At 70.5% G+C, this 26,991-nt stretch carries 21 protein-coding genes; 12 read left to right on the top strand and 9 right to left on the bottom strand.

The features are described from left to right. Nucleotides 1-55 precede the first annotated feature (55 nt). From iolG to AIF0345_RS12060, 3 genes are all read right to left on the bottom strand, one after another. Nucleotides 56-1,045 carry an inositol 2-dehydrogenase gene (iolG, locus tag AIF0345_RS12070; RefSeq protein WP_285296284.1) on the bottom strand — a complete coding sequence of 330 codons (990 nt, stop codon included), beginning with the start codon at nt 1,043-1,045 and terminating at the stop codon, nt 56-58. A gap of 171 nt (nt 1,046-1,216) precedes the next feature. Then, entirely contained in the window at nt 1,217-2,293 is a 1,077-nt protein-coding gene (locus tag AIF0345_RS12065; RefSeq protein WP_285296283.1) for a transaldolase family protein, read from the bottom strand. A gap of 245 nt (nt 2,294-2,538) precedes the next feature. Next, the gene (locus AIF0345_RS12060; RefSeq protein WP_043560500.1) at nt 2,539-3,285 is read right to left on the bottom strand and encodes a GntR family transcriptional regulator; all 747 of its coding nucleotides are present in this window, start codon (nt 3,283-3,285) and stop codon (nt 2,539-2,541) included. Between the two features lie 239 nt (nt 3,286-3,524). On the opposite strand from AIF0345_RS12060, the gene iolC reads away from it, so the two are divergent. From iolC to AIF0345_RS12010, 10 genes are all read left to right on the top strand, one after another. After that, nucleotides 3,525-4,517 carry a 5-dehydro-2-deoxygluconokinase gene (gene iolC / locus AIF0345_RS12055; RefSeq protein WP_043560498.1) on the top strand — a complete coding sequence of 331 codons (993 nt, stop codon included), beginning with the start codon at nt 3,525-3,527 and terminating at the stop codon, nt 4,515-4,517. A 1-nt stretch (nt 4,518) separates the two neighbouring features. After that, nucleotides 4,519-5,397 (top strand): Cgl0159 family (beta/alpha)8-fold protein, encoded by an 879-nt coding sequence (locus AIF0345_RS12050; protein ID WP_268916904.1) that lies wholly within the window; start codon nt 4,519-4,521, stop codon nt 5,395-5,397. Next, nucleotides 5,394-6,263, top strand: a complete 870-nt coding sequence (iolB, locus tag AIF0345_RS12045; RefSeq protein ID WP_285296280.1) for a 5-deoxy-glucuronate isomerase — start codon at nt 5,394-5,396, stop codon at nt 6,261-6,263. Before AIF0345_RS12050 ends, iolB begins: the two co-directional genes overlap by 4 nt. A 53-nt stretch (nt 6,264-6,316) precedes the next feature. After that, nucleotides 6,317-8,224 (top strand): 3D-(3,5/4)-trihydroxycyclohexane-1,2-dione acylhydrolase (decyclizing), encoded by a 1,908-nt coding sequence (gene iolD / locus AIF0345_RS12040; RefSeq protein ID WP_285296279.1) that lies wholly within the window; start codon nt 6,317-6,319, stop codon nt 8,222-8,224. Nucleotides 8,225-8,473: 249 nt separating this feature from the next. Continuing rightward, nucleotides 8,474-9,412 (top strand): sugar phosphate isomerase/epimerase family protein, encoded by a 939-nt coding sequence (locus AIF0345_RS12035; protein WP_268916907.1) that lies wholly within the window; start codon nt 8,474-8,476, stop codon nt 9,410-9,412. Nucleotides 9,413-9,461: 49 nt separating this feature from the next. Then, a complete protein-coding gene (locus tag AIF0345_RS12030) occupies nt 9,462-10,469 on the top strand; it encodes a Gfo/Idh/MocA family protein (protein ID WP_268916908.1) in 1,008 nt (335 codons plus the stop codon). A 177-nt stretch (nt 10,470-10,646) separates the two neighbouring features. Further along, nucleotides 10,647-11,519: a sugar phosphate isomerase/epimerase family protein gene (locus AIF0345_RS12025; RefSeq protein WP_268916909.1), complete on the top strand. Its 873-nt coding sequence runs from the start codon at nt 10,647-10,649 to the stop codon at nt 11,517-11,519. A gap of 144 nt (nt 11,520-11,663) precedes the next feature. Then, the gene (locus AIF0345_RS12020) at nt 11,664-13,280 is read left to right on the top strand and encodes an MFS transporter (protein ID WP_268916910.1); all 1,617 of its coding nucleotides are present in this window, start codon (nt 11,664-11,666) and stop codon (nt 13,278-13,280) included. A gap of 291 nt (nt 13,281-13,571) precedes the next feature. Next, on the top strand, nt 13,572-14,582 hold the full coding sequence (locus tag AIF0345_RS12015; RefSeq protein WP_285296277.1) for a Gfo/Idh/MocA family oxidoreductase: 1,011 nt from the start codon (nt 13,572-13,574) through the stop codon (nt 14,580-14,582). A 76-nt stretch (nt 14,583-14,658) separates the two neighbouring features. After that, on the top strand, nt 14,659-15,522 hold the full coding sequence (locus AIF0345_RS12010) for a sugar phosphate isomerase/epimerase family protein (RefSeq protein WP_043560478.1): 864 nt from the start codon (nt 14,659-14,661) through the stop codon (nt 15,520-15,522). A gap of 133 nt (nt 15,523-15,655) precedes the next feature. Here the strand turns inward: AIF0345_RS12010 and AIF0345_RS12005 are convergent, their stop codons facing one another. Further along, a complete protein-coding gene (locus tag AIF0345_RS12005) occupies nt 15,656-16,687 on the bottom strand; it encodes a LacI family DNA-binding transcriptional regulator (RefSeq protein ID WP_285296275.1) in 1,032 nt (343 codons plus the stop codon). A 181-nt stretch (nt 16,688-16,868) separates the two neighbouring features. Beyond that, nucleotides 16,869-18,497 carry an MFS transporter gene (locus AIF0345_RS12000; RefSeq protein WP_285296273.1) on the bottom strand — a complete coding sequence of 543 codons (1,629 nt, stop codon included), beginning with the start codon at nt 18,495-18,497 and terminating at the stop codon, nt 16,869-16,871. 375 nt (nt 18,498-18,872) lie between these two features. Here AIF0345_RS12000 and AIF0345_RS11995 point away from each other — a divergent pair, with 375 nt between their 5' ends. Then, nucleotides 18,873-20,030: a zinc-binding dehydrogenase gene (locus AIF0345_RS11995; protein WP_268916915.1), complete on the top strand. Its 1,158-nt coding sequence runs from the start codon at nt 18,873-18,875 to the stop codon at nt 20,028-20,030. Between the two features lie 105 nt (nt 20,031-20,135). Here the strand turns inward: AIF0345_RS11995 and iolE are convergent, their stop codons facing one another. From iolE to AIF0345_RS11975, 4 genes are all read right to left on the bottom strand, one after another. Then, a complete protein-coding gene (gene iolE / locus AIF0345_RS11990; protein ID WP_273168461.1) occupies nt 20,136-21,062 on the bottom strand; it encodes a myo-inosose-2 dehydratase in 927 nt (308 codons plus the stop codon). 116 nt (nt 21,063-21,178) lie between these two features. Then, complete coding sequence (locus AIF0345_RS11985) at nt 21,179-22,843, bottom strand: MFS transporter (protein WP_268916917.1); 1,665 nt, start codon at nt 22,841-22,843, stop codon at nt 21,179-21,181. A gap of 52 nt (nt 22,844-22,895) precedes the next feature. Next, complete coding sequence (locus AIF0345_RS11980; RefSeq protein WP_043560462.1) at nt 22,896-24,092, bottom strand: Gfo/Idh/MocA family protein; 1,197 nt, start codon at nt 24,090-24,092, stop codon at nt 22,896-22,898. A gap of 266 nt (nt 24,093-24,358) precedes the next feature. Then, complete coding sequence (locus AIF0345_RS11975) at nt 24,359-25,387, bottom strand: LacI family DNA-binding transcriptional regulator (RefSeq protein ID WP_043560459.1); 1,029 nt, start codon at nt 25,385-25,387, stop codon at nt 24,359-24,361. Nucleotides 25,388-25,583: 196 nt separating this feature from the next. Here AIF0345_RS11975 and AIF0345_RS11970 point away from each other — a divergent pair, with 196 nt between their 5' ends. After that, complete coding sequence (locus AIF0345_RS11970) at nt 25,584-26,966, top strand: MFS transporter (RefSeq protein WP_285296271.1); 1,383 nt, start codon at nt 25,584-25,586, stop codon at nt 26,964-26,966. Nucleotides 26,967-26,991 lie beyond the last annotated feature (25 nt).

Below are 26,991 nucleotides of genomic sequence, written 5' to 3'. Positions count from 1 at the left end.
AAGGCGCAGCGCCTCCTCGCGGCCGAGCCGTGCGTGTGGCGGGCCGGCCGGTCCGTCAGGCGACGCTCACCGGCTTGCCGGTGCGGGCCGACTCGGTGGCCGCCTCGGCCAGGGCGAGGGCCCTGACGGCGTCGTCAATGGTCGTGGGCGTCGGGGAGCCCTTCTCGACGGCCTCGATGAAGGCGGACAGCTCCAGGCGGTAGGCGTCGGCGTAGCGCTCGAGGAAGAAGTCGAGGTACGGCTCCTGGGCGTCGGTGACCTCGGCGTTGGACAGGCGCACCGTGGTGGCGCGGATGTTCTCGGCGAAGAGCGCCCCGCCGCGGCCCGAGGCCTCCAGCCGCTGGTCGTAGCCCGAGGCGCAGTGGCGGTTGTTGATAATGGTCGCCACCGCGCCGGAGGCCGCCTTGAGGGTGACGACGGCGGCGTCGAAGTCCCCGGTCTCCTTGATCGCCGGGTCCAGGTTCTGGCCGGCGGCGTAGACCTCGGTGATCTCGCCCAGGAAGAAGCGGGCGGTGTCGAAGTCGTGGATCGTCATGTCGCGGAAGATGCCGCCGGAGACCTTGATGTACTCCACTGGCGGGGCGGCCGGGTCGCGGCTGATGATCGTCAGCTGCTCCAGGTCGCCGACGCGCCCGTCCCTCACGGCCGCGTGCACCGCCGCGAAGGACGGGTCGAAGCGGCGGTTGAAGCCGAACATGACGGGGGTGGCGACGGCGTCGAGCTCGGACTTGACGGCCTCGACGTCCTTCATGTCCAGGGCGATCGGCTTCTCGCACAGCACGGCCTTGCCCGCCCTGGCGGCGGCCAGCAGGTGGGGGATGTGCAGGGGAGTGGGGGAGCCGATGATGACGGCGTCGACCTGCGGGTCGGCGAAGACCTCCTCGGCCTCCTTGCACGCCCGGGCCCCGTACTGGTCGGCGAGCTTCTGGGCGGCGTCGTCGATGGGGTCGCACACGAGAGCGAGGGCGGCGTCCGGGTGGGCGGCGATGGTCTTGGCGTGGACGTGGCCGATGCGGCCGGCGCCGATGACGGCGATGTTCAGCATGTCAGGACTTCCTTGTAGTGAGCGGTGCTGGTGTTCTAGTGGTTGGCGGTGGTGGATGCGGATGGTGACGCGCGTCAGCACTGGGCCCGGGAAATCCCGACGTCGGCCGGGGCGGGCACGGCGCAGCGGCCGGGACTCCCCGACCGACGTCGGGAGATCATGGCCTCGGGCTCACGGCTGGGGCATGATGACGTCGCGGACCAGCGCGTCCAGGTCGGCGTCGGCCTGGAGGAAGCCGCGCAGGGTGCGCACGGTCGCCCCGTAGGTGTCGAACTCCTCGGGAGTCATGCCGTCGGGCTCGTAGGCGCGCACGAACTCGGGGATGGACTTGAGCGTCTTCATGATCTCCGGCGCGACCGGAACGTCCATGCGGGGCTCGACCTTGTAGCCGGAGTCGTTGATGAGCCTCTGCCACTTGAAGGGCGGGGAGATGACCACGTCCCCGCCGACGAGCTCGGACCAGTGCATGACGTTGCGGAAGGCGGCCGACAGCGGGCGTGCGCGCAGGCCGCGGGACTGGAACTCCTGGTAGGCGCGCTTGAAGGCGGCCACGCCGGCCCACTCCAGGTGGCCCGGGTCGAGGAAGAGGTTGTCGCGCTTGGCGACGATCTTGATCCAGTCGTCCAGGCGGCCGACCATGAGGGTGACCACCGGGCCCATGGTGGAGATGTCCTTGCCCTCGGCCTCGCGGCGCTTGAGGCCGCGCTCGATGGCCTCGCCCGTGGCGACGGCCTGCGGCACTGAGAAGGAGACCGTCACGTTGACGGACACGCCCCGGTAGGTGGCGTCCTCGATGGCCCTGACGCCCACGGAGGTGGCCGGGATCTTGACGATGATGTTCTTCGTCAGCTTGGAGAACTCCTCGGCCTGGTCCGCCAGGGCCTTGGCGCTGCGAGCCAGACGCGGGTCGGTCTGCATGGACAGGCGCCCGTTGCGGCCCCTGTGCTCCTCGAAGGCGGGCTCGAGCAGCTTGGCGGCCTCCATGCTCAGCTCGCGAACGACCTGCCAGCCGATCTCGGACTCGGTCGCCTCGGGCATCTCCTCGGCCAGCTCGGCGATGCGGGGCAGCCAGCGGTCCTTCTTCAGGTTGATGCAGGTGTAGGCGATGGTCGGGTTGCAGGTCGCGCCGACGCCGCCGAAGGAGATCGACTGGCAGAGCTCATCGGGATCCGCGGAGTCGTTCCACAGGGCGGTCGGCGTGGTGCGAGAGGCCTCAAGAAGGGGGCCGGGTGTGTAGTCATTGCTCATCGGCATACTCCATGGGGGTGATCGGCCGCGGGAGGCGTCGTCGCCGGTTGCGGCTCTTGCGCCCCATTCAAGTGGCACACGGCGCAGATGTCAAGAATTTGTCCATACAAATCGGGGTGGTTGGCGGTTCGGTCGGAGCGACGGGCGGCCTGCTCGCTGCGGGCGTCAGCGAGCCGAACCGATCTCGGTGCGGAAGTGAACCGATCTCGGCAAGGGAGTGGGGCGGGAGGTGCAGGCCCGCGCGGCTAGGCGTTGAAGAGGGTCGTCTCGAAGGAGTAGCGCGAGGCGCGGTAGACGTGCGTGCCGTACTCGATGACGGTGCCCGAGGAGTCGTAAGCCGTGCGGGTGACCGTCAGCAGGGCCGCGCGGCGCTTCTCGTCGAGCGCCTCGGCCTCGGCGGGCGTCGCGTTGCGGGCGCCGATGGACTGCGTGGCGGTGGAGGGCACCACGCCCTGGGTGCGCAGCAGGTTGTAGAGCCCGTCCTGCTCCAGCTCCTCGTGGGAGGGGGCGATCGCCGCCGGCAGGAGGTTCTCCATCAGGGCGATCGGCTCGCCGTCGGCGCTGCGCACACGCTTGATCCTCGTCACGTTCGTGCCCGGCTCGATGCCGAGGTGCTCCGCCTCCTCCTCGTCGGCCGGGTGCATGGAGTACTCGGTGATGGATGTGGATACCGCGTGCCCGTTCTTGGTCAGGTCCGCCAGAAGACTCGACAGCTCCATCGGCCTGCGCACGTGCGGGGAGGTCACGACCGTCCCTGCTCCGCGCCGTCGCGAGATGAGACCGCGGTCGACGAGGCGCTGAAGCGCCTGTCTGGTGGTGGGGCGCGAGACCTCCAGGCGCCGTGCCATGGAGACCTCGTCCTCGATGCGGGTGCCGGGTGCCAGGGTGCCGTCGAGGATGAGGGCGGCGAGCGCCTCTGCGATCTGGCTGTAGAGCGGAACATCGCTCGTACGATCGATGGCGATGTTGGGCTGGAACGGTGTGATGGGCATGGGAGTTCCCTGAAGTCAATGGGCCAACTCATAATACAGACAGTGAGCCGCCGCGTCGTCATCGGGCGTGTTCGGTTGTGTCCGGCTGCCGGCCCGGTGTCGAGCCCGGCTGCCGAGATCCAACCCGGATTTGTTCGGACAAACCTCTTGACGGGGACGCGTCGGTGCGGCAGGCTGTGGGCATCGGCTCGCCACGAGCCCCGCGACACACCCGCCCCGATGATGTGGAAGGGACCATTATGACCGCCCCTCTTCAAGCCCCGCCACTCGATGTTCTCACCATTGGACGCTGCGGCGTCGACATCTACCCGCTCCAGATCGGGGTGGGACTGGAGGACGTGGAGTCCTTCGGCAAGTTCCTGGGGGGCAGCCCGACCAACGTCGCCGTTGCCGCCTCCCGCTACCGCCACCGCTCGGCCGTCGTCACCGGCGTCGGCGACGACCCCTTCGGGCGGTTCGTGTGCGCCGAGATGCGCCGCCTGGGCGTCTACGACGACTACGTCGTCACCAAGCCGGAGTTCAACACGCCCGTCACCTTCTGCGAGATCTTCCCGCCCGACGACTTCCCCCTCTACTTCTACCGCGAGCCCTCCGCCCCCGACCTGGAGCTGACCGAGGAGGACGTCCCCCTGGGCGCGGTGCGCGATGCGCGGATCTTCTGGGTCTCCGCCACCGGGCTGAGCAAGGAGCCCTCCCGCTCCGCCCACAACGCCGCCCTGGAGGCCCGCGGGCGCAAGACGCACACCATTATCGACCTGGACTACCGGGCCATGTTCTGGCCCGATGAGGCCACCGCCCACGAGGCCGTCTCCGCCGTCCTGCCCAGGACGACCGTGGCCATCGGCAACCGCGAGGAGTGCCGCGTCGCCGTCGGCGAGACCGAGCCCGAGCGCGCCGCCGACGCCCTGCTCGACGCCGGCGTCGAACTGGCCATTGTCAAGCAGGGCCCGCTCGGAACCCTCGCCAAGACCCGCGACGAGCGCATCGAGATGCCCGTGACCCCGGCCACCACCAAGAACGGCCTGGGCGCCGGCGACGCCTTCGGCGGTGCCGTCTGCCACGGGCTGCTGTCGGGCTGGTCGCTGGAGAAGACGATCTTCGCGGCCTCGACCGCCGGAGCCATCGTCTGCGAGCGCATCGAGTGCTCCACCGCGATGCCCGCCGAGCCCGAGCTGCTCAACGTCATGCGCGCCCACCGCGACCAGTGCGCCCCGAACCTCAAGGACCTGTGACATGCCCCCCACCCCGCTGACCGACAGGATCGTGGACATCCGCGCCCACGCTCCCGAGCGCATCGCCCGGACGCTGGCCGACCGCCCCCGCGGGACCCTCCCCGAGGGCGACGGCAAGCTCATGATCATCGCCTGCGACCACCCCGCCCGCGGCGCGCTCGCGGCCGGCGGCGCCCCCATGGCCATGGCCTCGCGCGAGGACGTGCTGGCCCGCTGCGTGACCGCCCTGGACCGGCCCGGCGTCAACGGCTTCCTGGGCACCGCGGACATGATCGAGGACCTCGCCCTGCTCGGCGCCCTGGACGGCAAGCTCGTCTACGGCTCCATGAACCGCGGCGGGCTGGCCGGCGCGGCCTTCGAGATGGACGACCGCTTCACCGGCTACGACGCCCGCGGGGTCGCAGACGCCGGCCTCGACGGCGGCAAGATGCTGCTGCGCGTCAACTACGAGGACCCCAGGACCGCGGACACGCTCGCCGCCTGCGCCCGCGCCGTCGACGACCTCGCCGAGCGGGGCGTCATGGCCATGGTCGAGCCCTTCATCTCGCGGTGGAGCGACGGCAGGGTGGTCAACGACCTCAGCCCGGACGCCGTCATCGCCTCCATGGCCATCGCCTCCGGCCTGGGGCGCACCAGCGCCCGCACCTGGCTCAAGCTGCCCGCCGTGGCCGACATGGAGCGCGTCACGGAGGCCTCCACGCTGCCCGCCCTTATCCTGGGCGGCGCGGTGAGCGAGGACCCGGAGGCCGCCCGCGCCTCCTGGGCCAGGGCGCTGGCCCTGCCCACCGTCAAGGGACTGGTCATCGGCCGCTCCCTGCTCTTCCCGCCCGACGACGACGTCGCCGGCGCCGTCGACAACACCGTAGGACTGCTCTCATGACACTCGACATCCACGTCCCCGCCGGCTCGACCGGCCACGACTCCCTCACCGTCGACATCTCCGCCGCCGACGCCGGATGGACCTACTCCGGCCTGCGCGTGGCGGTCCTGGAGGCGGGGGAGACCCTCGCCCTGGAGACCGGCGACTACGAGCTCCTCGTCCTGCCGCTGGCGGGCGCCGCCGCCGTGGAGACGGGCGGCGAGACCTACGAGCTCGCCGGGCGCTCCGGCGTGTTCGAGGAGATCACCGACTCCCTCTACGTGCCGCGCCGCACCCCCTTCACCCTCACCTCGGCGGCGGGCGGGCGCTTCGCCCTGCCCGCAGCGATCGCCGTGCGCGACCTGCCGGTGCGCCACCTGGGGCGCGACCAGGTGCGCACCGACCTGCGCGGGGCCGGGGACTGCTCGCGCCAGGTCAACAACTACGCCCTGAACAACGGCGTCGAGACCTCCCACCTGCTGTGCTGCGAGGTGCTCACCCCCGGCGGCAACTGGTCCTCCTACCCGGCCCACAAGCACGACCGCAAGGGCGCCGACGAGCGCGAGCTCGAGGAGATCTACTACTTCGAGATCGCCCCCTCGCCCGCCGGGGACCCCGGCTTCGGCCTCCACCGCACCTACGCCTCCAGCCCCGACAAGCCGATCGACCTGTGCGTGGAGATCCACGACGGCGACGTGGCGCTCGTGCCCCACGGCTACCACGGCCCGTGCGTGGCCGCCCCCGGCTACGACATGTACTACCTCAACGTCATGGCCGGCCCCGACGAGGACCTCGTGTGGCTCGCCCCCGACGACCCCGCCCACCACTGGGTCCGCGGCACCTGGGAGAGCCAGGAGGTCGACCCCCGCCTGCCGATGACCCGCTGACGACCCGTCCGCCAACCACTCACCGCCAACCCCACCAGAGAAGAGCACATATCGTGAGCAACGAAGCCTACGAGGGCACCATCCGCCTGACGGTCGCCCAGGCGACCATCCGCTTCCTGACCAACCAGTACTCCGAGCGCGACGGCGTCGAGCACCGCCTCATCGAGGGCGCCCTGGGCATCTTCGGGCACGGCAACGTCGCCGGCATCGGTCAGGCGCTGCTGCAGAACGAGGTCGCCCCCGTCGAGGGCGAGGGCGAGATGCCCTACATCATGCCCCGCAACGAGCAGGGCGCCGTCCACGCCGCCTCGGCCTTCGCCAAGGTCCGCAACCGGATGTCGACCTACATGATCACCGCCTCCATCGGCCCCGGCTCGCTCAATATGATCACCGGCGCGGCCCTGGCCACCACGAACCGCGTCCCGGTGCTGATCCTCCCCTCCGACCAGTTCGCCACCCGGGTCCCCGACCCGGTCCTCCAGCAGCTCGAGGACCCGACCAGCCTCGACGTCACGGTCAACGACTGCTTCCGGCCCGTGGCCCGCTTCTTCGACCGGATCAACCGCCCCGAGCAGCTCATCCCCTCGCTGCTGAACGCCATGCGGGTGCTCACCGACCCGGCCGAGACCGGCGCCGTCGTCCTGGCCATGCCCCAGGACGTCCAGGCCGAGGCCCACGACTGGCCCGTCGAGCTGTTCCGCAAGCGCGTGTGGCACGTGCGCCGGCCCGTGCCCGAGCCCGCCGCCCTGGAGCGCGCCGTCGCCCTCATCAGGGCGGCCAGGCGCCCCATGGTCATCTCCGGGGGCGGGACCATCTACTCCGAGGCCTCCGAGCAGCTGCGCGCCTTCGCCACCGCCACCGGCATCCCGGTGGCCGACACCCAGGCCGGCAAGGGCGCCATCAGCTACGACCACCCCTGCGCCATCGGGGGAGTGGGCTCCACCGGCGGGGACTCGGGCAACCACATCGCCGACAGGGCCGACCTGGTCATCGGCGTCGGCACCCGGTACTCGGACTTCACCACCGCCTCCAAGACCCAGTTCAAGGACCCGGGGGTGCGCTTCGTCAACATCAACGTCACGCCCTTCGACGCCGCCAAGCAGAGCGCCGAGATGGTCGTGGCCGACGCCCGCGAGGCCCTGACCGCGCTGACCGCGGCCCTGGAGGGCTACCGTGTCAGCGAGGACTACTCCCGCGAGATCGCCGCCGAGCGCGAGTCCTGGCTCGCCAGGACCGAGCGCTGCTACCACCTGGGCCACGGGCCGCTGCCCGCCCAGACGGAGGTCTTCGGCGCGCTCAACGAGCTCATGGGGGACGAGGACATCGTCATCAACGCCGCGGGCTCCATGCCCGGCGACCTGCAGGCCCTGTGGCAGGCCAGGACGCCCGTGCAGTACCACGTGGAGTACGCCTTCTCCTGCATGGGCTACGAGATCCCGGCGGGCCTGGGCTGCAAGCTCGCCCGCCCCGAGTCCGAGGTCGTCTCCATCGTGGGCGACGGGACCTACCAGATGCTCCCCATGGAGCTGGCCACGGTCGTCCAGGAGAACATCAAGGTCATCTACGTGCTCCTGCAGAACTACGGCTTCTGCTCCATCGGGGCGCTCTCGGAGTCCCACGGCTCGCAGCGCTTCGGCACCAAGTACCGTCAGCGCGGCGCCGGCTCCCACCTGGAGGACACCGAGAACGTCAAGGGCGTGGACATCGCCGCCAACGCCGAGTCCTGGGGGCTGAAGGTCTACCGGGTCTCCAGCATCGAGGACTTCAAGAAGGCCTACGCCGAGGCCCACGCCGGCGACGAGGCCGCAATGATCCACATCGAGACCGACCTGTACGGCCCCAACCCGCCGGGGTCCTCCTGGTGGGACGTGGCGGTCTCGGGCGTCTCCCGCCTGGAGTCCACGCAGAGGGCCTACGAGCAGTACCTCCAGGACCGCAGGCCCCAGCGCCACTACCTGTGAGACCCTGCGGCCTCGTGGAGGCCCTGCGGGACGACGACGGCGGGCCCCGCGCACGCGTGGGACCCGCCGTCGGGGCCGTGGGGGGGGGGCGGCCCGCGGCGGCGTGCGGCTCCCGGGCCGGGCGGAGACGGCCGGGGCGAAAGCCGGACAAATTTGTCAGTACAAAGATCTAGCGTGTCGGGGTCGAATTCGTTATCCTGAGTCATGTCCGAAACGATTCGGATGTTACCCCGATGAGGAGCGACAACGATGTCTGAGCCATCAAAGGCTGTCAACACGACCAACCCGAAGTACTCCAAGCTGACCATCGGCGTGTGCCCCGACCAGTGGGGCGTGTGGTTCCCGGACGACCCCAAGCAGATGGCCCCCCGCCAGGCCTGGCAGGAGATGGCCGAGGCCGGCTTCGAGGTGATCGAGACCGGGCCATTCGGGTACTTCCCGACCGACCCCAAGGAGCTCCAGAAGTGGTGCGACGAGTTCGGCATGCGCGTCGTCGCCGGCACCGGCTGGGGCGTCCTGCACAAGCAGGAGGCCTGGGAGACCACGCTGAGGACCTTCCGCGCCATCGCCGAGACCCATGCCGCCGTCGGTGCCGAGTACATCGTCCACCTGCCCCCGCTCTACCGCGACGACAAGACCTGGGAGTGGACCGACGACCGCGTGCTCAGCGACGACGCCTGGAAGCTCTACGTCGAGCACGCCAACGCCCTGGGGCAGATGCTCCTGGATGACTACGGCCTGAAGATGGTCCTGCACCCGCACGGCGACTCCCACATCGAGACGCCCGAGGAGATCGCCCGCATCTTCGACGCCACCGACCCCGCCTACGTCAACCTCTGCCTGGACTCCGGGCACGTGGTCTACGGGGGCGGCGACCCGATCGAGCTGTGCAGGAAGTACCCCGAGCGCATCACCTACGTCCACATCAAGGCCTTCGACGAGGACATCACCCGCGAGGCCCACGAGAAGGACTGGCCCTTCGGCGAGGCCGTCACCAAGGGCGCCTCGGTCTGCCCGCCGGCCGGCCTGCCCGAGATGCACGCCTTCGTCGACGCCCTGGCCGAGCTCGACAAGCCCCTCTATGCGATCTGCGAGCAGGACTGCTACCCCTGCGACCCGTCCTTCCCCAAGCAGAACGCCATCAACATGCGCACCTACCTGGCCGAGTGCGGCCTGGGGCTGGCCTGACCGCCGCCGCGACCACTCCGGCGATCACTCACGGAAGAGAGATACACACATGACCGTTCGCATTGGACTCATCGGCGCCGGCGGCATGGGCCGCGCCCACCTCGCCCGCATCACCAACGACCTGTCGGGCGGCCGGATCGTCGCCGTCGCCGACATCAACCACGACGCCGCCGTCTCGGCCGCCGAGCCCTACGGGGCCAGGGCCTACGACTCCTCCGAGGAGCTCATCAACGACCCCGACGTCGACGCCGTCGTCATCGCGACCTTCGGCAAGGTCCACGCCCCCGACGTCATCAGGGTCATCGAGGCGGGCAAGTACGTATTGTGCGAGAAGCCGCTGGCCACCACGGCCGAGGACTGCATCAAGATCATGGAGGCCGAGCAGAAGGCCGGCAAGAAGCTGGTCACCGTCGGCTTCATGCGCCGCTTCGACGCCTCCTACAACGAGATGAAGGCGGTCCTCGACTCCGGCGACCACGGCTACGCCACGCTCGTCCACTGCCGTCACCGCAACCCCTCGGTGCCGGAGAGCTACACGACGCGCAACATGATCGACGACACCGCCATCCACGAGATCGACATCTGCCGGTTCCTGCTGGGCGAGGAGATCGTCTCCGTGCGCGTGGACGCCCCGCGCTCCACCTCCCACCGCTTCGGCCACCTCCGGGACCCGCTCGTCCTGGTGGCCAGGACGTCCTCCGGCGTCCTGATCGACGACGAGGTCAACGTCAACATCCAGTTCGGCTACTCCATCGAGTGCGAGCTGGTCATGGAGACCGGCACGGTCCGCCTGGGCGACCAGGAGAAGGTGCACGTGCGCGACCTGTCGGGCGACCGCAACGCCATGTGCCAGTCGCACATCGACCGCTTCCAGGCGGCCTTCAACCAGGAGTTCCAGCAGTGGATCCGGGCCGTCGAGCGCGACGAGCACACCGGCTCCACCGCCTGGGACGGCTATGCCGCCACCTGCGTGGTCGACGCCGGATTGGAGTCCCTCGACGGCGACGGCCGCGAGGTCGCCGTGACCATGATCGACAAGCCCGCCTTCTACGCCTGAGGGCCGACTGCGGGGCGGCACCTGTCGCCCGCCGGCAGCCGCTGGCACCGCCCTCGCGCCGGACGAGCAGCCGGCGCGGGGGTGCCGGGCCGCCGGGCCCGGACCCGGGGCGGTGAGCCCCGGCCTGCTCACGGACACAACCCCGCCGACGCCGTCGGCGTCCTGAGAGGAGACCCCATGGTCGACATCGCTCTCGACCCCAACATGTACTACATGACCATGTCCACGGCGGACACGCTGCACAAGGCGGCCGAGCTCGGCTTCCGGTACGTGGAGCTCTCGCCCAACAACGAGTTCCACCTGTGGCACCACTACCCCAAGGCCGACCGCGCCTTCATCGAGGACCTCAAGAGGGCCGAGAGGGAGAGCGGGGTCGAGGTGCGCACCCTCAACCCGGTGTTCAACTGGTCCTCCCCGGACGAGGCCGAGCGCCAGGCCCAGGTGCGCAACTGGCGGCGCCTGCTCGAGCTGGCCGACGCCCTCGACGTGCGCGACATCGTCTCGGAGTTCTCCGGCGACCGCAACCGCGCAAGCCGCTCCGAGCAGCAGTGGTACCGGTCGATCGAGGAGCTGATCCCGGACTTCGAGAAGTACGGCATCCGCCTCAATATGGAGGCCCACCCCTACGACTTCGTCGAGCTGCACGACCGCGCCCTGGAGCTCGTGCGCTCCGTGGACAAGGACTGGCTGGGGTACGAGTACTGCTGCCCGCACACCTTCCACCTGTCCGACGGCGCCGGCGACGCCGGTCGCATGATCCGCACCGCCGCCGCCGTCGGCAAGCTCCGCGAGGTGCACGTCTCCGACGGCTTCAACCACCGGATCAACGACGGCAACCGCTACATCATCAACCCGCCCGGCGCCGACGTCACCGTCCACCAGCACAACGCCATCGGGCAGGGCGAGGTCCCCTGGGACGAGGTCTTCTCGACCCTGCGGGAGGTTCACTTCGACGGCGTCGTCTCCGTGTGCATCTTCGGGTGGCACGAGTACGCTGACGAGTACAACAAGGCCGCTCTCGAGCGGCTCACCGCCGAGCTCGGCGCCTGACAGCCACGCGTCGTCCCTCCCTCCCGCGCCGCGAGGGAGGGACGCACGACTCCTCCGTCCCGTCCGCAGCTGCGCGGAGGCCGGAAACCCGTGCGGCGCAGCCCTCGAGCCTGCCAAGGGCGGCAGGCACCCCAAGGAGACCACATGTCCTCATCCCCCCTCGCGGCCAGTGACCTGAGCCGCGACAAGATCCAGGAGCTGGTCGACAAGACCCCTCCGTCCGGCAAGAAGCGCTCACTGGGGCTCATCGCCCTGGTGGCGACGCTCGGCTCGCTGCTCTTCGGCTACGACACCGGCGTCATCTCGGCGGCGCTGCCCTACATGTATCTGCCTCACAGCGCCGACGGCCTCAATATCAACACAGTCGAAGAGGGCCTTGTGGGGACCTTCCTGTGCCTGGGTGCCGCGATCGGCGCGTCCGTCGGCGGCAAGCTGTCCGACAAGTACGGACGTCGGCACAACATCACGCTCCTGGCGGCGGTCTTCTTCTTCGGCGCCCTGGGGTGCACCTTCTCGCCGAACATCTGGATCCTCTACTTCTTCCGGGTCGTGCTGGGCTTCGCCGTCGGCGGCGCCAGCGCCACGGTGCCGGTCTTCCTGGGGGAGACCGCCCCCAAGCGCATTCGCGGCACACTCGTGGCCGTGGACCAGATGATGATCGTCTTCGGCCAGTTCCTCGCCTTCTCCATGAATGCGGTCCTGACTCAGATTCACGGCGGGCCTGAGGTGACGGTCTCCAATGATGTCGTCAACAGCTCGGGTCAGGTCGTCGCCCGTGCCGGTGAGACGGTCTCCTGGGAGTCGGTCCAGAACCTCGCCAATGTCATGGTCGCGTCCGGCAATGGGACGACATGGCGCTACATGCTTGTGCTCGCCTCGATCCCGGCCATCGCCCTGTGGATCGGCATCCGCCTCATGCCCGAGTCCTCCCGCTGGTACGTCGCCAACCTCAGGATTCCCGAGGCCATTGGCTCTCTCAAGCGCGTGCGCGACGAGGCCAAGGACGGTCCCATCGCCGAGGAGCTCGATGAGATGATCGAGGTTCAGCGCAAGGAGGCCAACCAGGAGAAGTGGGGGCTGGGACAGATCATCGGAGTCAGGTGGACCAGGCACCTGCTCATTATCGGCATTATCCTGGGTCTGGCCGACCAGTTCACCGGCATCAACACGGCCATGTACTACACCCCCAAGGTTCTCTCCGCCGCGGGGCTGCCCATGAGCGACGCGATCTCCCTCAATGTGGTCTCCGGCGGCATCTCCTTCATCGGGTCCGCGACGGGCCTGTGGCTGGTCACCCGGTTCGCGCGCCGTCACGTGGGCATCTACCAGGAGTCCTCGATCGTGATCTCGCTGGGACTGCTGTCCGCGGTGTTCTTCTTCCTCATCCAGCCCTATCAGGACGCCGACGGCAATATCTCGGGCGCCCCGAGCTTCGCTCCGTACCTGGTGCTGCTTATTGTCTCTGTCTTCGTCTTCGCCAAGCAGTCCGGCACCGTCACCTGGGTGCTGGTCGCCGAGATCTTCCCGTCGAAGGTCCGCGGCACGGCCATGGGGCTGGCGGTCGCCACCCTGTGGATTGCCAATGGGATTGTGGCCTTCGTCTTCCCCATCATGATGAAGAACCTAGGAGGGGCGTTGACCTACCTCATCTTCTGCCTCATCAACGTCCTCTCGCTCATCTTCTACATGAAGTTCGTCCCCGAGACGAAGTACCACTCCCTGGAGGAGCTCGAGGAGCGGTTCGAGAAGGAGTACAGCTGATCGCGCGCTGCGAGTCCTGCTGAAGGACGGCGTGCGGGCCGGGGGCGACGACATCACCGATGTCGTCGCCCCCGGCCCGCAGCCATGCCCCGACCGATGGCCGGAGGCGGCGCCTGTTTTGGATCAGAGTGCCGAGAACCTTGACGAAAGGACGCGGAACAGGCATTATGGAGCCATGAATTCACGCGTGTGAACCGCATGATTCCAGCCGTGCATCAGCGCTGCCGCACGGCCCGCCATTGCTGTCCCGCCCCGCCGACGAGCCCCGGAGCGGGTCCGAAAGGATCTCCTATGCCGAATACGCAGACCTTCGCCCTCCTGGGCGCCGGATTCATCGGTCGCGTCCATGCCGGGAACCTCGCCGCCCAACCCGGTGTCGACTTCGCCCGCGTCTTCGACGTCGACGCCTCCCGAGCCGTCGCGCTGGCCGAGGCCCACGGCGTCGAGGCCGGCGACGACCTCGACGAGATCTTCGGCGACCCGGCGATCGACGCCGTCGTCGTCGCCTCCTCGACCAACACCCACGCCGACCTGCTCAAGCGCGCGGCCGCCGCCGGCAAGGCCGTCTTCTGCGAGAAGCCGATCGACCTGTCCCTCGACGTCGCCCGGGACGCCGCCGCCGCGGTCGAGGCGGCCGGCATCCCCGTCATGATGGACTTCAACCGCCGCTGGGACCCGGCCTACGCCGCCGTCCACGACGCCGTGCGCGCCGGGGAGGTCGGGGAGGTCGAGCTGGTCTCCATGACCACCCGCGGCCCCTCGCTCCCGCCGGTCTCCTACCTGAAGGTCTCGGGCGGGCAGATGCGCGACCAGACCGTCCACTTCTTCGACCTGCTGCGCTGGATCACCGGCCTGGAACCCGTCGAGGTCCACGTGACCGGGGCGGCGCTCGTGGACCCCGCCGTCGCGCAGGTCGGGGACGTCGACACCTCCATCGCCGTGCTCAGGATGACCAACGGCGCCCTGGTCCAGATCGACTCCCAGCGCCGCATCGGCTACGGCTACGACGAGCGCATCGAGGTCAACGGCTCCGAGCGCATGGTGGAGGCCGCCCGTCATCGCACGGGCTTCGTCAACCACTACGGGCCGGGCGAGATACGCACCAACGGGCTCGACGCCGGCTGGTTCGAGCGCATCCGCGGCACCTACCGCAAGAGCCTGGACGCCTTCGTCGACGCCCTCGAGCGCGGCGCCCCCGTCCCCGCCCCGATCTCCGACGGCCTGCGCGCCCAGGTCATCGCAGAGGCGGCGACGCAGTCCCTGCGCACCGGCGCCCCCGTCGCCGTCCCGCAGGGCCTGTGACGGCGCCGCGCTCCCGCCATCCCCTCCGCACACCCGCACCACCAGTTCGAACGCACACGATCCAAGGAGAACACCGATGAAGCTGTCCATGAACGTCACCTCCACCTTCCACGGCACCGCCCTCAACGACATCACCGTCGCCAAGGACGTCGGATTCGAGGGCATCGAGCTGCAGAGCCCCAAGCTGTGGCGCTACCTCGACGCCGGCTACACCCCCGCCTCCCTGCTCCCGCACCTGGAGGGCATCGAGGTCTCAGGCATCGGCGCGCTCCAGGAGGATGAGCCGGAGGCCTTCCGCGCCGAGGCCGAGAAGCTGGCCCGCGTCGGCCAGATCGTCGGAGCGCCCTGCATGCAGATGTGCACCGGGCCCGTCGACGTCACTGTCGTCCAGGACTTCAGGGCCGGGCGCCTTGCCGACGACGACCCGCGCTTCCGCGGTCTGCTCGGCCGCAGCGACAAGGAGGTCATGGAGGGCACCGCCAAGAACGTCGCCCTGGCCGCGGACATCGCCGCGGACCACGGGCTCGACCTCTTCCTCGAACCGCTGGGCTGGGCGCCCGTCCACCACGTGGACCAGGCGCTCCGCATCCTCGACATGATCAACCGCCCCAACGCGAGGATCGTCGTGGACTTCTGGCACTTCTGGGTCACCGGCTCCACGCCGGAAGAGGTCGCCAGGCTCGACAAGGACCTCATCAGCGCCGTCCACGTCTGCGACGGCCTGCCGGTCCCCGCCGGTGAGGTCCCCGACCAGGGCGTCTCGCGCAACGTGTGGACCGGCGGCGGCTCCATCCCCCTGCAGGAGTGGGTCGATGCGGTCAAGGCCACCGGCTACGACGGCTGGTACTGCTCGGAGATCTTCCACGACCGCTCCGCCGAGCTCGACTTCCACCTCGTCGCGCAGACGCTGCTCAACGAGATGAGGATCCTCACCGCCTGAGATGATTGATGCCGGAGCGGTGGGTGGGAGTGCTCCCCGCCCGCCGCCCCGCAGCTCTCTATTCACCGATCTCGGCGAAGAGAGCCACGGGCCGACCCTGAGAACCAGGCAGGACCGGCCCCGTCGGAGTCGATCACCTGAGGCGTTCGGTGGTGGCCGCGGACGATCCCCGCACGACCAGGCGCCCCTCTGCCTCAACGTCCCGGGCGGGCAGGGGGGCGCCGGGGTCGTCCACCAGGGCGGCGACGCGCTCGGCGACCAGGCGCAGGGCCTGGCGCGCCAGGAACCGCTCGGGCTGCTCGATGCTGGTCAGGGCGAACTCGTCGCGCCGAGCGAGGTAGGTGTTGTCGTAGGACACGAGGGGGGCGCGGCGCGAGCCCTCCTCGCCGCCGTCGCGCAGGACGGCGACGGCGTCAATGGCGAGCATGTCGTTGTGGGCCACCAGGCCCACGCCGGGCGCCTCCGCCAGGAGCCGGCGGATGGCCCGACCCGCCCCGTTGTCGTCCCCCTCCTCGGTGACGAGGGGCAGGCCCGCCTCCGCGGCGGCCTGCACCAGCGCCCTCTCCCGCTGGAACCGGGAGGCGTCGTCGACCACCCTCGGGGCGGCGTAGCCAATGGTGGTCGCGCCCCGGGACGCGAGGTGGGAGACCACGAGGCGGGCGGCCTGGTCCTCGTCGATGTGGACGGAGTCGACGTGGCCGCCCGGCGGCCGGCGGCCGATGACGCAGGTCGGGGCCTCCTCGCCGATCGCGACGATCTGCGCGTCGGTCAGCCACGGGGAGACGAGGACCAGGCCGAGGACCCGCACGCCCAGCAGGCTGTCGATGGCGCGCCGGAGCCGCTCCTGGTCCTGCGCGCCCACGGCGACGAAGACTGTCAGGCCCTGCTCCGCGGCGGCGTCGTCGAGAGCCCGGGAGACCTGCTCGAAGAAGGCGTTGCGGAGGTTGGGCAGGACCAGGCCGATGGTCGTCGAGCGCCGGCGCGCCAGGGCGGAGGCCGCCGCATTGACCCGGTAGCCGAGGGCGCTCGCGATGCGGGCGATATGGACGCGGGTCTCCTCGGCGACCTTCGGGGAGCCGCTCAGCGCGAGGGAGACCAGGCTGCGCGACACCCCGGCGGCCTCGGCGACGTCGGACTGCGTGACGTCGTGACCGTTGGTCGGCATGGCGCCCCCTCTTCTGCTCTCGCGTGCGGACCCTCGGACTCTAGCCGATGCGTCCTGAGGGGCGCGGGCCGGGCCTGCCCCCGCTGGCCGAGATCGGTCCGCGAACCGATCTCGACGCGGAATACGACCAATCTCGGCGAAGGGGGAGGGAGGATCAGGGGGCTCGGTCGAGCCGGTGGGCTCAGCCGTACTGGGCCTGGAAGGTCTCCTCGAGCTCCTCCAGCGAGGAGTACTTGGTCTCGGGGACGCGGCGGATCATGTAGATCACCGCGATGACGTTGACGATGGAGAAGACGAGGTAGGTGGCCACGGGCCCCAGGTAGTCCATCATGACGGGGAAGAGGAAGGTGATGATGGCGTTGGCGATCCACAGGCACAGGACGGCGAAGCCCATGGCGGCGCCGCGCATACGGGCGGGGAAGAGCTCGGACATGATGACCCAGGTGCCCGGGGCGTTGCCGCCCTGCATGAAGAGCAGGTAGATGATGATGACCACCACCACCAGGTAGGGCACCATCGCCGGCATGGTGCCCAGCACGTTGCCCTCGGCGTCCAGGTGCGGGTTGATGCCGAACAGGAAGACGGCGGTCATGACCCACAGCATGACGGTCAGGCCGATGGTCCCGCCGATGAGGACCTTCCGGCGCGGGAGCCTGAGCAGGAGCCACAGCCCCAGGGAGGAGCCGATGACTGAGGCGATCCCGGTGAGCACGGTCAGGGTGATGGCCGCCTGGGTGCCGAAGCCGGCGTTCTGGAGGATCTTGGGGGCGTAGTACATCATCGTGTTCACGCCCGTGGTCTGGTTGAACACGCCCACCATGACTCCGATGATCAGGACCCTGCGGGTCCAGCGGGTGGCGAAGCAGCGGGCCAGGCTCCAGTGCTCCGCAGTGGCCTCGCGGCGGTTGATCTCGATCATCTCGTCGATCTCCCCGGCGACGTCGTCGGCGGGCCTGCGCACCCGCTTGAGCTCGGCGATGGCCTTGGCGTAGCGGAAGTTGGCGGCGTGCCAGCGGGAGGACTCCGGCATCATGCGCATGCCGATCCACAGGGCGACGGCGGGGATGGAGCACAGCACGAGCATGTAGCGCCAGGTCTGACCGTTCCCGCCGTCCACGGTGATGGCGTCGGAGACGGCCTTGAGCGCGTCCCAGGAGTAGGTCCGGCCGACCTCCACGGCGGTCTCGACGCCGCCCACGGTGATCGTGGTGCCCGGGTCCGCGGCGGTGACGGTGGCCTCGGGGCCGCCGGTGATCCGGGCGATGCCGGCGTTCATGGCGAAGGCCAGGAACTGGCCGGTGACGATCATGAGCTGGTCGATCCCCACCAGGGTGCCGCGGATGGACTTGGGCGCGGTCTCCGCCAGGTAGACGGGCACCGTCGCGGAGGCCCCGCCCACGGCCAGCCCCAGGATGAAGCGCGCGGGGTAGAGGGCCCAGATGTTGGGGGAGAAGGTGCAGCCCATGGCGCCCAGGAAGAAGACGAAGGCGAGGAGGAGGATGTTGTGGCGGCGGCCGTACTGGTCCGAGAGCCTCCCGCCGAAGAAGGCCCCGCAGGCGCACCCCAGGAGCAGGGTGGCGGTGACGAGGCCCTCGCGGACGGCGTCCAGGTGGAGCCCGCCCGCGCCGACGGGCATGTGCATGTAGGGCAGGGCGCCGGAGATGACTCCGGTGTCGTAGCCGAAGAGGAGCGAGCCGAGCGTGGCGACGAGCGCCACGAAGCCGACGGAGCGACGCTTGCCCGATGGGGGAGTCCTGTCGACTAGGGCGTCGATCTCCGCCCTGGTGAGCTCGGTGGGGGTCTGGGTCATGGGACGGATCCTTCTGCTTGCGCCGATCGACTCTGATCGGCGGACTGTCGCACGGAGGTGTGCGCCGCCCCATTGTTCACGCGCGTGAACGATGAAGTCAAGTCTTTGTTGTGACAAATTCTCGTTCACGTGGTGGCCGCTGCTCGGGGTCCTGGGCTCGCCGTCCTCGGCCGTGAGGCGCCCGGTCCGCGCCCCGCACCGCGGGTCCGCCCTCGCTCCCCGGCGGCCGCGGCGGCGGGGGCGCGGGCCGCCAAGGTCCCCGCCACTCGAATATGAGGACAATTTGTAAGGACAAATAAGCCATTCTGCGCTAGGCTTGCGCTGTCGGCGGTCGATGTCCACCGCCGTCCAACCCCGCCAGAGAGTGACAGCGACATGACCAGCAACGAAGCAGTCCGAACCAGTCCGACGATCCCCGAGACCATGCGCGCCGCCGTGCTGCGCGACCACGACAAGGGTCTTGAGGTGGAGACCCTGCGCACCCCCCGCCCCAAGGCCGGCGAGGTGCTCATCAAGGTCGCCGCCTGCGGCCTGTGCCACTCCGACCTGCACGTCATCGGCGGCGCCATCGCCTTCCCCCTGCCCGCCGTGCTCGGCCACGAGGTCACCGGGACCATTGTCGAGCTGGGCCCCGGCAACGAGCACACCGGCCTCGAGGTCGGCCAGAACGTCGCCGGCGGCTTCCTCATGCCCTGCGGCCAGTGCGACGCCTGCGCCGCCGGCCACGACGAGCTGTGCGGCCCCTTCTTCGACCTCAACCGGCTCAAGGGCGTCCTCTACGACGGCACCACTCGCCTGGCCACCCCCGAGGGCGAGCCGGTCTACATGTACTCCATGGGCGGCCTGGCCGAGTACGCCGTCATCCCCTCCACCTCCGTGGCGCCCGCGCCCGAGTCCATCGACCTCGTGCCCGCCGCCATCCTGGGCTGCGCGGCCATGACCGGCTACGGCGCCGTGCGCCGCGGCGCCGACCTGCGCTTCGGCGAGACGGTCGCCGTCGTCGCCACCGGCGGCGTGGGCACCAACATCGTCCAGATCGCCCGCGCCTTCGGGGCGAGCCAGGTCATCGCCATCGACGTCGATGACGACAAGCTCGCCCCCATGCCCGGCTACGGCGCCACCGCCGTCGTCAACTCCGTGACCCACGACGCCCGAGAGGAGGTCCTCGGGCTGACCGGCGGCAAGGGCGTGGACGTCGCCTTCGAGGCCCTGGGCATCCCGGCCACCTGGACCACCGCCCTGAACGTGCTGGCCGACGGCGGCCGCATGGTGCCGATCGGCCTGGGCGCGGGCGTCCAGACCGCCGAGGTGGAGATCAACCGCACGGTGCGCCGCAGCCAGTCGATCCTCGGCTCCTACGGCGCCCGGACCCGCCAGGACCTGCCCGCCGTCGTCGACCTGGCCGCGCGCGGCGTCATCAACTACGCCGACGTCGTCTCGCGCCGCTTCCCGCTCCAGGAGGCGGGCGTGGGCTACGAGGCGCTGCGCAACCGCCAGATCCAGGGGCGCGCCGTGGTCGACATGAGCCTGTGACCGCGCCCCTCCCTGCCGCACCCGAGCACGACGGCGGCGCCCCCTCCAGACCCGGAGGGGGCGCCGCCGCGCTGGGACCGGGGCTCGGAGCAGCCGGGCCGGGCATCAGGCCTTGAACAGGGTGCCCTCGATGTAGGCGCGGGCCTTGGTGGCGTACTCGTGCGGGTTGGCGATGGCCGGGTCCTGCTCGGCCTCCACCAGGATCCAGTCCTTGTAGCCGTGGTCGACCAGGAACCTGTAGGGCTCGGTGAAGTCGATCATGCCGTCGCCCGGCACGGTGAACATGCCGGCCAGGAAGGAGTCGAGGAAGGAGCGCTCCGCCTCGCGGGACTCCTTCATCTTGTCCGGGCGCACGTCCTTGAAGTGGACGTGCTTGACGCGGTCGACCGTCGCCTCCAGCAGCCCCATGACGTCGCCGTCGCCGACGAAGGCGTGCCCGGTGTCGAACAGGAGGGAGACCCTGGCCGGGTCGGTCAGCTCCATGAGGCGGATCGTCTCCTCCTTGGTCTGGATAACCGTGCCCAGGTGGTGGTGGTAGACGAGCTCGAGGCCGTGGTCGTGGGCGATGTCTCCCAGGCGGTTCAGGCCCTCGGCCAGGAGGGGCCACTCCTGGCCGCTCAGAACCGGCTTGTTGGTGAAGATGCACACGTCGCGCACGCCCTGGACACTGCCGGTCTGCTCCGAGACGACGATACGGGTGGCGCCCAGGTACTCCAGGTACTCGCAGGTGGCGGTGAAGTCGGGAACGACCGCCTCCACGCCGTCGCGCACGATGAAGGCGGAGAACCACTGGGCGACGATCTTGATGCCGCGGGCGTCGATGCGCTCCTTGACGACCTCCTTGGGCGGGAAGAAGCCGGCGCACTCGGTGCCGCGGAAGCCGACGTCGGCCAGGTCCAGGAGCATGTCCTCCAGGGTGTTGAAGGCGCCGACCTCGGGGATGTCGTCGTTGCGCCAGGTGATGGGGTGCATGCCCCAGGTGATGCCGTTCGGGTCGGTGATGGCGGTGGCGGGGTCGAGCCGGAATGTCATGAGCTTTCTCCTTTGAAGTCTCGGGTCCGCGGGGCGGGCGGCCCCTCCGGTGGGGGAGCGGGCCGCCGGGCCCGTTGGGTGCAATCGTAATTGTCAGGACTAATGCGGGTCCAGTGTCAGGAGTAGCGGGCCTCCATATCCTGCTCGATCTGCTCCAGGGAGCGTCCGGAGGTCTCGGGCATGATCTTGAGGAGGACGACGGCGATGGCGAGGTTGAGCGCTCCGTAGATGGTGTAGGTCAGCCCGCCGCCGAGCCTCTCCATCATGGGAGGGAAGGTCCATGTGATGGCGGCGTTGGCCACCCACATGCAGAAGATGGCGGTGCCGTTCATAACGCCGCGGACGTTGGCGGGGAAGATCTCGCCCATCATGGTCCACACCACGGTGCCGTTGGAGGACTGGACGATGAGCATGAAGACTGCCATGAGGCCCAGGATGAGGAAGGCGGCCCACGACGGCGGGGCGGTGCCCGCCTCCATGTGCGGGGCGATGGCCAGCTGGAAGGTCGCGGCGATGCCGAGCAGGCACACGCCCACCCCGGTGACGTCGGCGATGAGGATCTGACGGCGCCGGAAGCGCATGATGAGCCAGATGCCGATGGCCGACCCGATGACGCTCATGACGCCGTTGGCGACCTGCGCGGTGATGGACGACGAGGTGGACATGCCGGCGTACTCCAGGACCTTGGGCGCGTAGTACATGACGGTGTTGACGCCCGTGGTCTGGTTGACGATGGCCAGGAAGATGCCCACGCCCAGCAGCCTGCGCAGCCACGGGGTGCTCCAGACGTACCCCAGGCCCCGGCGCCGGGCCTCCTCGGCGAGCTCGCGCTGGCGCGCCTCGGCCATCTCGATGAGCTCGTCCTCCAGGGGGCCGTCCTTGAGGGGGTTGCGCACGCGCTTGAGGGCGCCGATGGCGTCGTAGAGGCGCTCCTTGGCCACGTACCAGCGCGAGGACTCGGGCATGAGCCGGATACCGATCCACAGGGCGACGGCGGGGACGGAGCACAGGACGAGCATGTAGCGCCAGGTCTCGCCGTTGCCGCCGGAGATGACGATCTGGTCGAGGAACTGGTGGTAGGCGGCGGAGCTGAGCGGGCCGCCCTTGGAGGCCTGCAGCCTGGAGATGTTGTCGAAGGGCTGCAGCCCGGTCTCCAGCCCGTAGCTCTGCGCGGGCAGGGAGGAGATGGTGACCTTCGGGCCTCCCTGGGCGGTGCTGATGGCCGCGTTCATGGCGAAGGCGAGCAGCTGGCCGGTGACGATCATGAGCTGGTCGATGGCGACGATCGAGCCGCGGATGCGCTTGGGCGCCGTCTCGGCCAGGTAGACGGGGACGGTCGCGCTGGCGCCGCCCACGGCGAAGCCGAGGATGACGCGGAAGGGGTACATCACCCACACGCTGGGAGCGAAGGTGGTGCCCAGGGCTCCCAGGAGGAAGAGGATGGCCAGCATGGTGATGTTGTGCCGGCGCCCGTAGCGGTCGGACAGGCGCCCGCCGATGAGCGCGCCCAGCGCGGCGCCGATGAGCAGGGTCCCGCCGATAGCGCCCTCCTCGAGGCTGGTCAGCTGGAGCCCCTTGGCGCCGAAGGGCATGTACATGTAGGGCAGGGCGCCGGAGATGACGCCGGTGTCGTAGCCGAAGAGCAGCGAGCCGAGGGTGGCCACGCCGGCGATGGCGAGGATCCCGCGGTGCTTGCCCGATGGTGGAGTATCCGCGACGGCCTTCGTCATGGCCTCCGGGGTGATCCCCTTCAGGGGGATCGTCTGCGCAGTTGTGCTCATGCGGTTGTCTCCTTGGAGGCTGGGGGTCTTGGGTCTCGAACGGCGGCCCGGCTCAGGCGTCGAATGTGGTGGGCAGGTCCACGCGCGCCACGTCGTGCCAGCGGGCGTCGGCGGCCGAGGCGACGACGGCCTCGTCGACCTCGGCGGCGCACCAGGCGTCGGCGGCGGACGGCGCCACCTGGGTCCCGGTGAGGAACGAGCGCAGGAACTGGGCGGCCTCGACGGACTTCAGGTCGTCGAATCCCATCGAGGTGCCGATGGCCGGCTGGTAGCGGCTCCAGTCGCCCCAGGCGGGACCCGCCATGGCGCGGGTGTAGCCATGGGTGGGACCGCCGTCGACGGTGGTGCACACCTGAAGCTCGTTGAGCCGCTCGAAGTTCCACCGCGCCGAGCCGCTGGTGCCGTAGACCTCGACGACGTACTCGGCGCGCGGCCCCACGCTGACGCGCGAGGACTCCATGGTGCCGATGACCCCGCCGTCGAAGCGCACGAGCATGCCGACGTAGTCCTCGTTCTCCACCGGGCCGACCTCGTCGCCGATCTCGAAGCCGGAGTGGCCGATGCCCATCTTGGTGGGGATGGGGCGCTCGGTGATGAAGGTGTCGGTGACGGCGGTGACCGAGGCGATGCGGCCGACGACGTACTGGGCCAGGTCGGCGCCGTGGCTCATGAGGTCGGGCACGACGCCGGCGCCCGCCTTCTCGCGCGAGGCGCGCCAGGTCAGGGGGCCGCGCGGGGAGGAGTTGTAGTCGGCGATGAACCACACGCGCACATTGGTGATCCGGCCGAGCTCGCCGGAGCGGACCAGGTGGCGCATGTACTCGATGGCCGGGGCGTGCCGGTAGTTGAAGCCGACGGCGGTGACCAGGCCCGCGTCCGCGGCGGCGCGGGCCACGTGCCGGGCCTGCTCGGCCGAGACTCCCATGGGCTTCTCGATCCAGAAGGGCTTGCCGGCCTCGACGGCGGCCAGGGCGATCTCCTCGTGCAGGTAGTTCGGGGAGCAGATGGAGACGGCCTCCACCTGCGGGTCGGCGAGGAGCTCGCGGTAGTCGGCGTAGGCGCGCTCGAAGCCGAGGTCCTCGACGGCGGCGCGCTGGGCCTCCTCGACGGGGTCGGCTGCGGCCACCAGCCGGGCCCGGGCGCCGAGCTCCGGGAAGCGCTCCGAGACGGAGCGGTAGCTGCGGGCGTGGAGCCGGCCCATCCATCCCAGGGAGATGACGCCGATGCCGATCTGCTTCTTGGTGCTCATTGACTCTTTCTCCTGACGGCCGTCGTCGGCCAATGTGAGGAAGGTTGCTAACGCGCGTCAGCAATATGTAAGGACAAAGATAGCGGGCCGTGACCGGGTGCGCAAGACCCCTGTGGTGCACGGAACCTGTTGCCGTGCAGGTGCGGCGCCCGTGGGCGCCCGCCGTGCCCCGGCGTCGAGATAGACATTTTCGTACGAGATCGGCGGTGTCACCGTCTACCTCATACGAAAATGTCTATCTCGACGCAGTGGGGCGCCGGCGCGGCTCACGGCCGCGCGGGGCCGTGCAGGCTCGAGGCGCGCGCCACCAGCGATCCCTGCACCGTGACGCGGGCGGCCGGGGTGCGCGCCGGTGAGAGCAGGGCGGTGATGGCGGCGCGCGCCAGCCGGTCCGGGGACTGGTCGATGCTGGTCAGGGAGAACTGTCTGCGCGCGGCCAGCTGGGAGTTGTCGTAGGAGACGAGCGCGACGTCCCGCCCCGGCTCCAGGTGCGCCGCGAGCGTGGCCGCGAGCACGTCGATGCCGAGCACGTCGTTGTAGGCCACCGCACCCAGGGGGGCGCCGAGCTCGGCGCGGGCGCGGGCCAGCGCGGCGCTCGCGCCGTCGTCGCACGTGACCTCGGTGAAGGCCAGGCCCGCGGCCCCGGCGGCGGCGCGGCAGGCCCCGCGGCGCTCATCCAGCAGCAGCTCCTGCAGGCCGGGAGCCGGGGAGAAGAAGGCCAGGTTCGTCAGGCCCTGGGCGGCCAGGTGCGCGGCGATGCGCCGGGCGGCGTCGGCCTCGTCCAGGCGAACCACGGGGACGATCCCGGTCTCCAGGTCGCGGTCGATGACGCACAGGGGGACCTGTCCGGCCAGGGCGGCGAGCTCGTCCTCGCTCATGGAGGTGCCGGGCAGGAGGAGCCCGGCCGGCCGCATGGACAGCACGTCGTCGACCGTCGTGTGCTCCAGGGAGTCCTCCAGGTCGGAGACGAAGGCCACCAGGACGTGACCGGCGTCGGCGGCGTGGCGCCGCAGGCAGCGCAGGAGGACGTCGAAGAAGGGGTTGTCCAGGTAGGGGACGATGACGGCCAGGCGCGACGAGCGCCGGGCCGCCAGCTCGGCCGCGGCCGTGTTGGTCCGGTACCCGAGGGTGCGCGCCGTGCGCAGGATGCGCCGCCGGGTCTCGTCGGACATGCGCCCCTCGCCCTTGAGCGCCAGCGAGACGAGGCCGCGCGAGACCCCCGCCGCGAGCGCGACGTCCTGCTGGGTGGCGGGGCCGGTGCGCGGGCCTGGAGCCGGCGGGGGCGCTGCGGGCACACTTCCTCCTCGGGGGTGAGCCGACGTGTCGCGGGCCAGGATAGGGGCCGCGACGGGGGTCGCAGAAGTGGACATTATTGTCCGCACAAAGGCATCCTATGGTCCTGAGGTCCCGGGTGGGCCGCCGGGTCCGGAGGGACGGCGCGGCGACTTGCGGCGCGGGCCGCCGCGCACGGCCAGCACAGGAGGGTGACCGATGACGACCGCGACCCGCTCCCCGATGCAGCGGCTTCTGGGCGCCCACCTCGCCTGCGTCGGAGCGGCCACCGGGGCCGTCTGGGGGGCGCTGGGGGTCTGCCTGGCCGACGACGGCGCCGCGCGGGCCGCGCTGTCGGGCGCGGCGCACGGGTGGGGCGTGCCGGGCGGCACGGTCGCGCCGGCGGGCGGGGCGGCGGCCCAGAGCGCGCTCCTGATGCTGCTGCTCGCCTCCGTCCCGCTCGGCTCCCTGCTGGGCGCCCCGGTGCTCGACCTGGTCTCGCACGTCGTGGGGCGCCGCCCCGCCGTCCTCGCCTCCGGCTTCCTCGTGGCTCTCGGCGCAATCGCCGGCGCCCTGCCCGGGGCCTGGACGGGCGCGGCGGCGGGGGCGGTCGCGGGGCTCGGGGTCGGCGGGTACGCCATCGTCGTGCCCAAGCTCGCCCACGAGCTCTCCGTGCGCGGGCACCGCCGTCTCGTGCCGCGCGTGCGCGCGCTGGCGCCTGCCGGGGCTGGGCTGGCCCTGGTCGTGGGCGCGGGCGGCGGGGCGGCCATGCCCGGCCAGGCGCGGGCGTGCGCCTGGATGGTGGCGGCCGCGCTGGCGCTGGCCGGGTGCGTCCTCGCCATGTCCCTGCCGGAGACGCCGCACTGGTACGCGGCCCGCGGCGGGCTGGAGGCCGCCTACGCGTCGCTCAGGCGGATGCACGGGGCGCTGGAGGCCTCGGTCGCCATCGACTGGGTGCGGCTGGACGCCGGCATGCAGGGGGAGCAGCACCCCCTGGCGGTCGATGACCTGCGCATCGCCCAGGTGCGCCGCACTGTGCTCGCCGGGCTCGTGCTCGAGGCGGTGCAGGCCCTGCCGCTTGGACTGGCGGCGCTGTGCCTGACGCCGTGGGCGCTCGGTGAGGCCGGCGGGCGGACGCTGCCGGTGTGGCCGGCGGTCGTGGTCGGCCTGCTGTGGGCGGCCCTGGCGGTGGCGGGGGCGTGCAGACGCTCCGAGCGGTACCCGCTCGCATGGGTGCTCGGCGGTACAGGCGCCTCGGCCTGCGCCGTCGTGCTGCTGGTGCTGCTGGGCGGACTCCGCGGCGGTGAGGCGCTGGCGGTGCTGGTCGTCGTCGCGGTGCTGCTCGTGGGCGGCCAGTACGTCGCCGTCGTGCCCGCGTGCACCGGCAGCATCGACCCGATGGTGCCGCCGTGGCTGCTGCGCTCCCAGCGCCGCGCCGGCGCGGCCATCCGCCCGCTGGTCCAGATCGTCTCTGTGCTCGGCCCGACGGCCCTGCTGCTCGTCTCGGCCGGGGCCGCGGTCGCGGTGGTGCTGACCTGCCAGGTTGCCGCCATGCTGCTGGCGCTGCTGGCGCTGCCGCGCGCGCTGGCCGCGCTGCGGTGACGGGGCCGGCGTCCAGATCGTCGTA

It is taken from the genome of Actinomyces israelii (assembly GCF_030253495.1).
Taxonomy (GTDB): Bacteria; Actinomycetota; Actinomycetes; order Actinomycetales; family Actinomycetaceae; genus Actinomyces; species Actinomyces israelii.
Note: the sequence above shows the minus strand (reverse complement) of the source record. Positions and strands in the feature narration are given on the sequence as shown.

What these genes read in the sequence shown, in the direction of transcription:
- AIF0345_RS12020 (WP_268916910.1), top strand. Translation starts at nt 11,664, where the DNA reads ATGTCCTCATCCCCCCTCGCGGCCAGTGACCTGAGCCGCGACAAGATC.
- AIF0345_RS12065 (WP_285296283.1), bottom strand. Translation starts at nt 2,293, where the DNA reads ATGAGCAATGACTACACACCCGGCCCCCTTCTTGAGGCCTCTCGCACC.
- AIF0345_RS11985 (WP_268916917.1), bottom strand. Translation starts at nt 22,843, where the DNA reads ATGAGCACAACTGCGCAGACGATCCCCCTGAAGGGGATCACCCCGGAG.
- AIF0345_RS12015 (WP_285296277.1), top strand. Translation starts at nt 13,572, where the DNA reads ATGCCGAATACGCAGACCTTCGCCCTCCTGGGCGCCGGATTCATCGGT.
- AIF0345_RS11970 (WP_285296271.1), top strand. Translation starts at nt 25,584, where the DNA reads ATGACGACCGCGACCCGCTCCCCGATGCAGCGGCTTCTGGGCGCCCAC.
- AIF0345_RS12000 (WP_285296273.1), bottom strand. Translation starts at nt 18,497, where the DNA reads ATGACCCAGACCCCCACCGAGCTCACCAGGGCGGAGATCGACGCCCTA.
- iolE (WP_273168461.1), bottom strand. Translation starts at nt 21,062, where the DNA reads ATGACATTCCGGCTCGACCCCGCCACCGCCATCACCGACCCGAACGGC.
- AIF0345_RS11980 (WP_043560462.1), bottom strand. Translation starts at nt 24,092, where the DNA reads ATGAGCACCAAGAAGCAGATCGGCATCGGCGTCATCTCCCTGGGATGG.
- AIF0345_RS12060 (WP_043560500.1), bottom strand. Translation starts at nt 3,285, where the DNA reads ATGCCCATCACACCGTTCCAGCCCAACATCGCCATCGATCGTACGAGC.
- iolG (WP_285296284.1), bottom strand. Translation starts at nt 1,045, where the DNA reads ATGCTGAACATCGCCGTCATCGGCGCCGGCCGCATCGGCCACGTCCAC.
- AIF0345_RS12030 (WP_268916908.1), top strand. Translation starts at nt 9,462, where the DNA reads ATGACCGTTCGCATTGGACTCATCGGCGCCGGCGGCATGGGCCGCGCC.
- AIF0345_RS12005 (WP_285296275.1), bottom strand. Translation starts at nt 16,687, where the DNA reads ATGCCGACCAACGGTCACGACGTCACGCAGTCCGACGTCGCCGAGGCC.
- AIF0345_RS11995 (WP_268916915.1), top strand. Translation starts at nt 18,873, where the DNA reads ATGACCAGCAACGAAGCAGTCCGAACCAGTCCGACGATCCCCGAGACC.
- AIF0345_RS12010 (WP_043560478.1), top strand. Translation starts at nt 14,659, where the DNA reads ATGAAGCTGTCCATGAACGTCACCTCCACCTTCCACGGCACCGCCCTC.
- iolC (WP_043560498.1), top strand. Translation starts at nt 3,525, where the DNA reads ATGACCGCCCCTCTTCAAGCCCCGCCACTCGATGTTCTCACCATTGGA.
- AIF0345_RS12025 (WP_268916909.1), top strand. Translation starts at nt 10,647, where the DNA reads ATGGTCGACATCGCTCTCGACCCCAACATGTACTACATGACCATGTCC.
- AIF0345_RS12035 (WP_268916907.1), top strand. Translation starts at nt 8,474, where the DNA reads ATGTCTGAGCCATCAAAGGCTGTCAACACGACCAACCCGAAGTACTCC.
- AIF0345_RS12050 (WP_268916904.1), top strand. Translation starts at nt 4,519, where the DNA reads ATGCCCCCCACCCCGCTGACCGACAGGATCGTGGACATCCGCGCCCAC.
- iolB (WP_285296280.1), top strand. Translation starts at nt 5,394, where the DNA reads ATGACACTCGACATCCACGTCCCCGCCGGCTCGACCGGCCACGACTCC.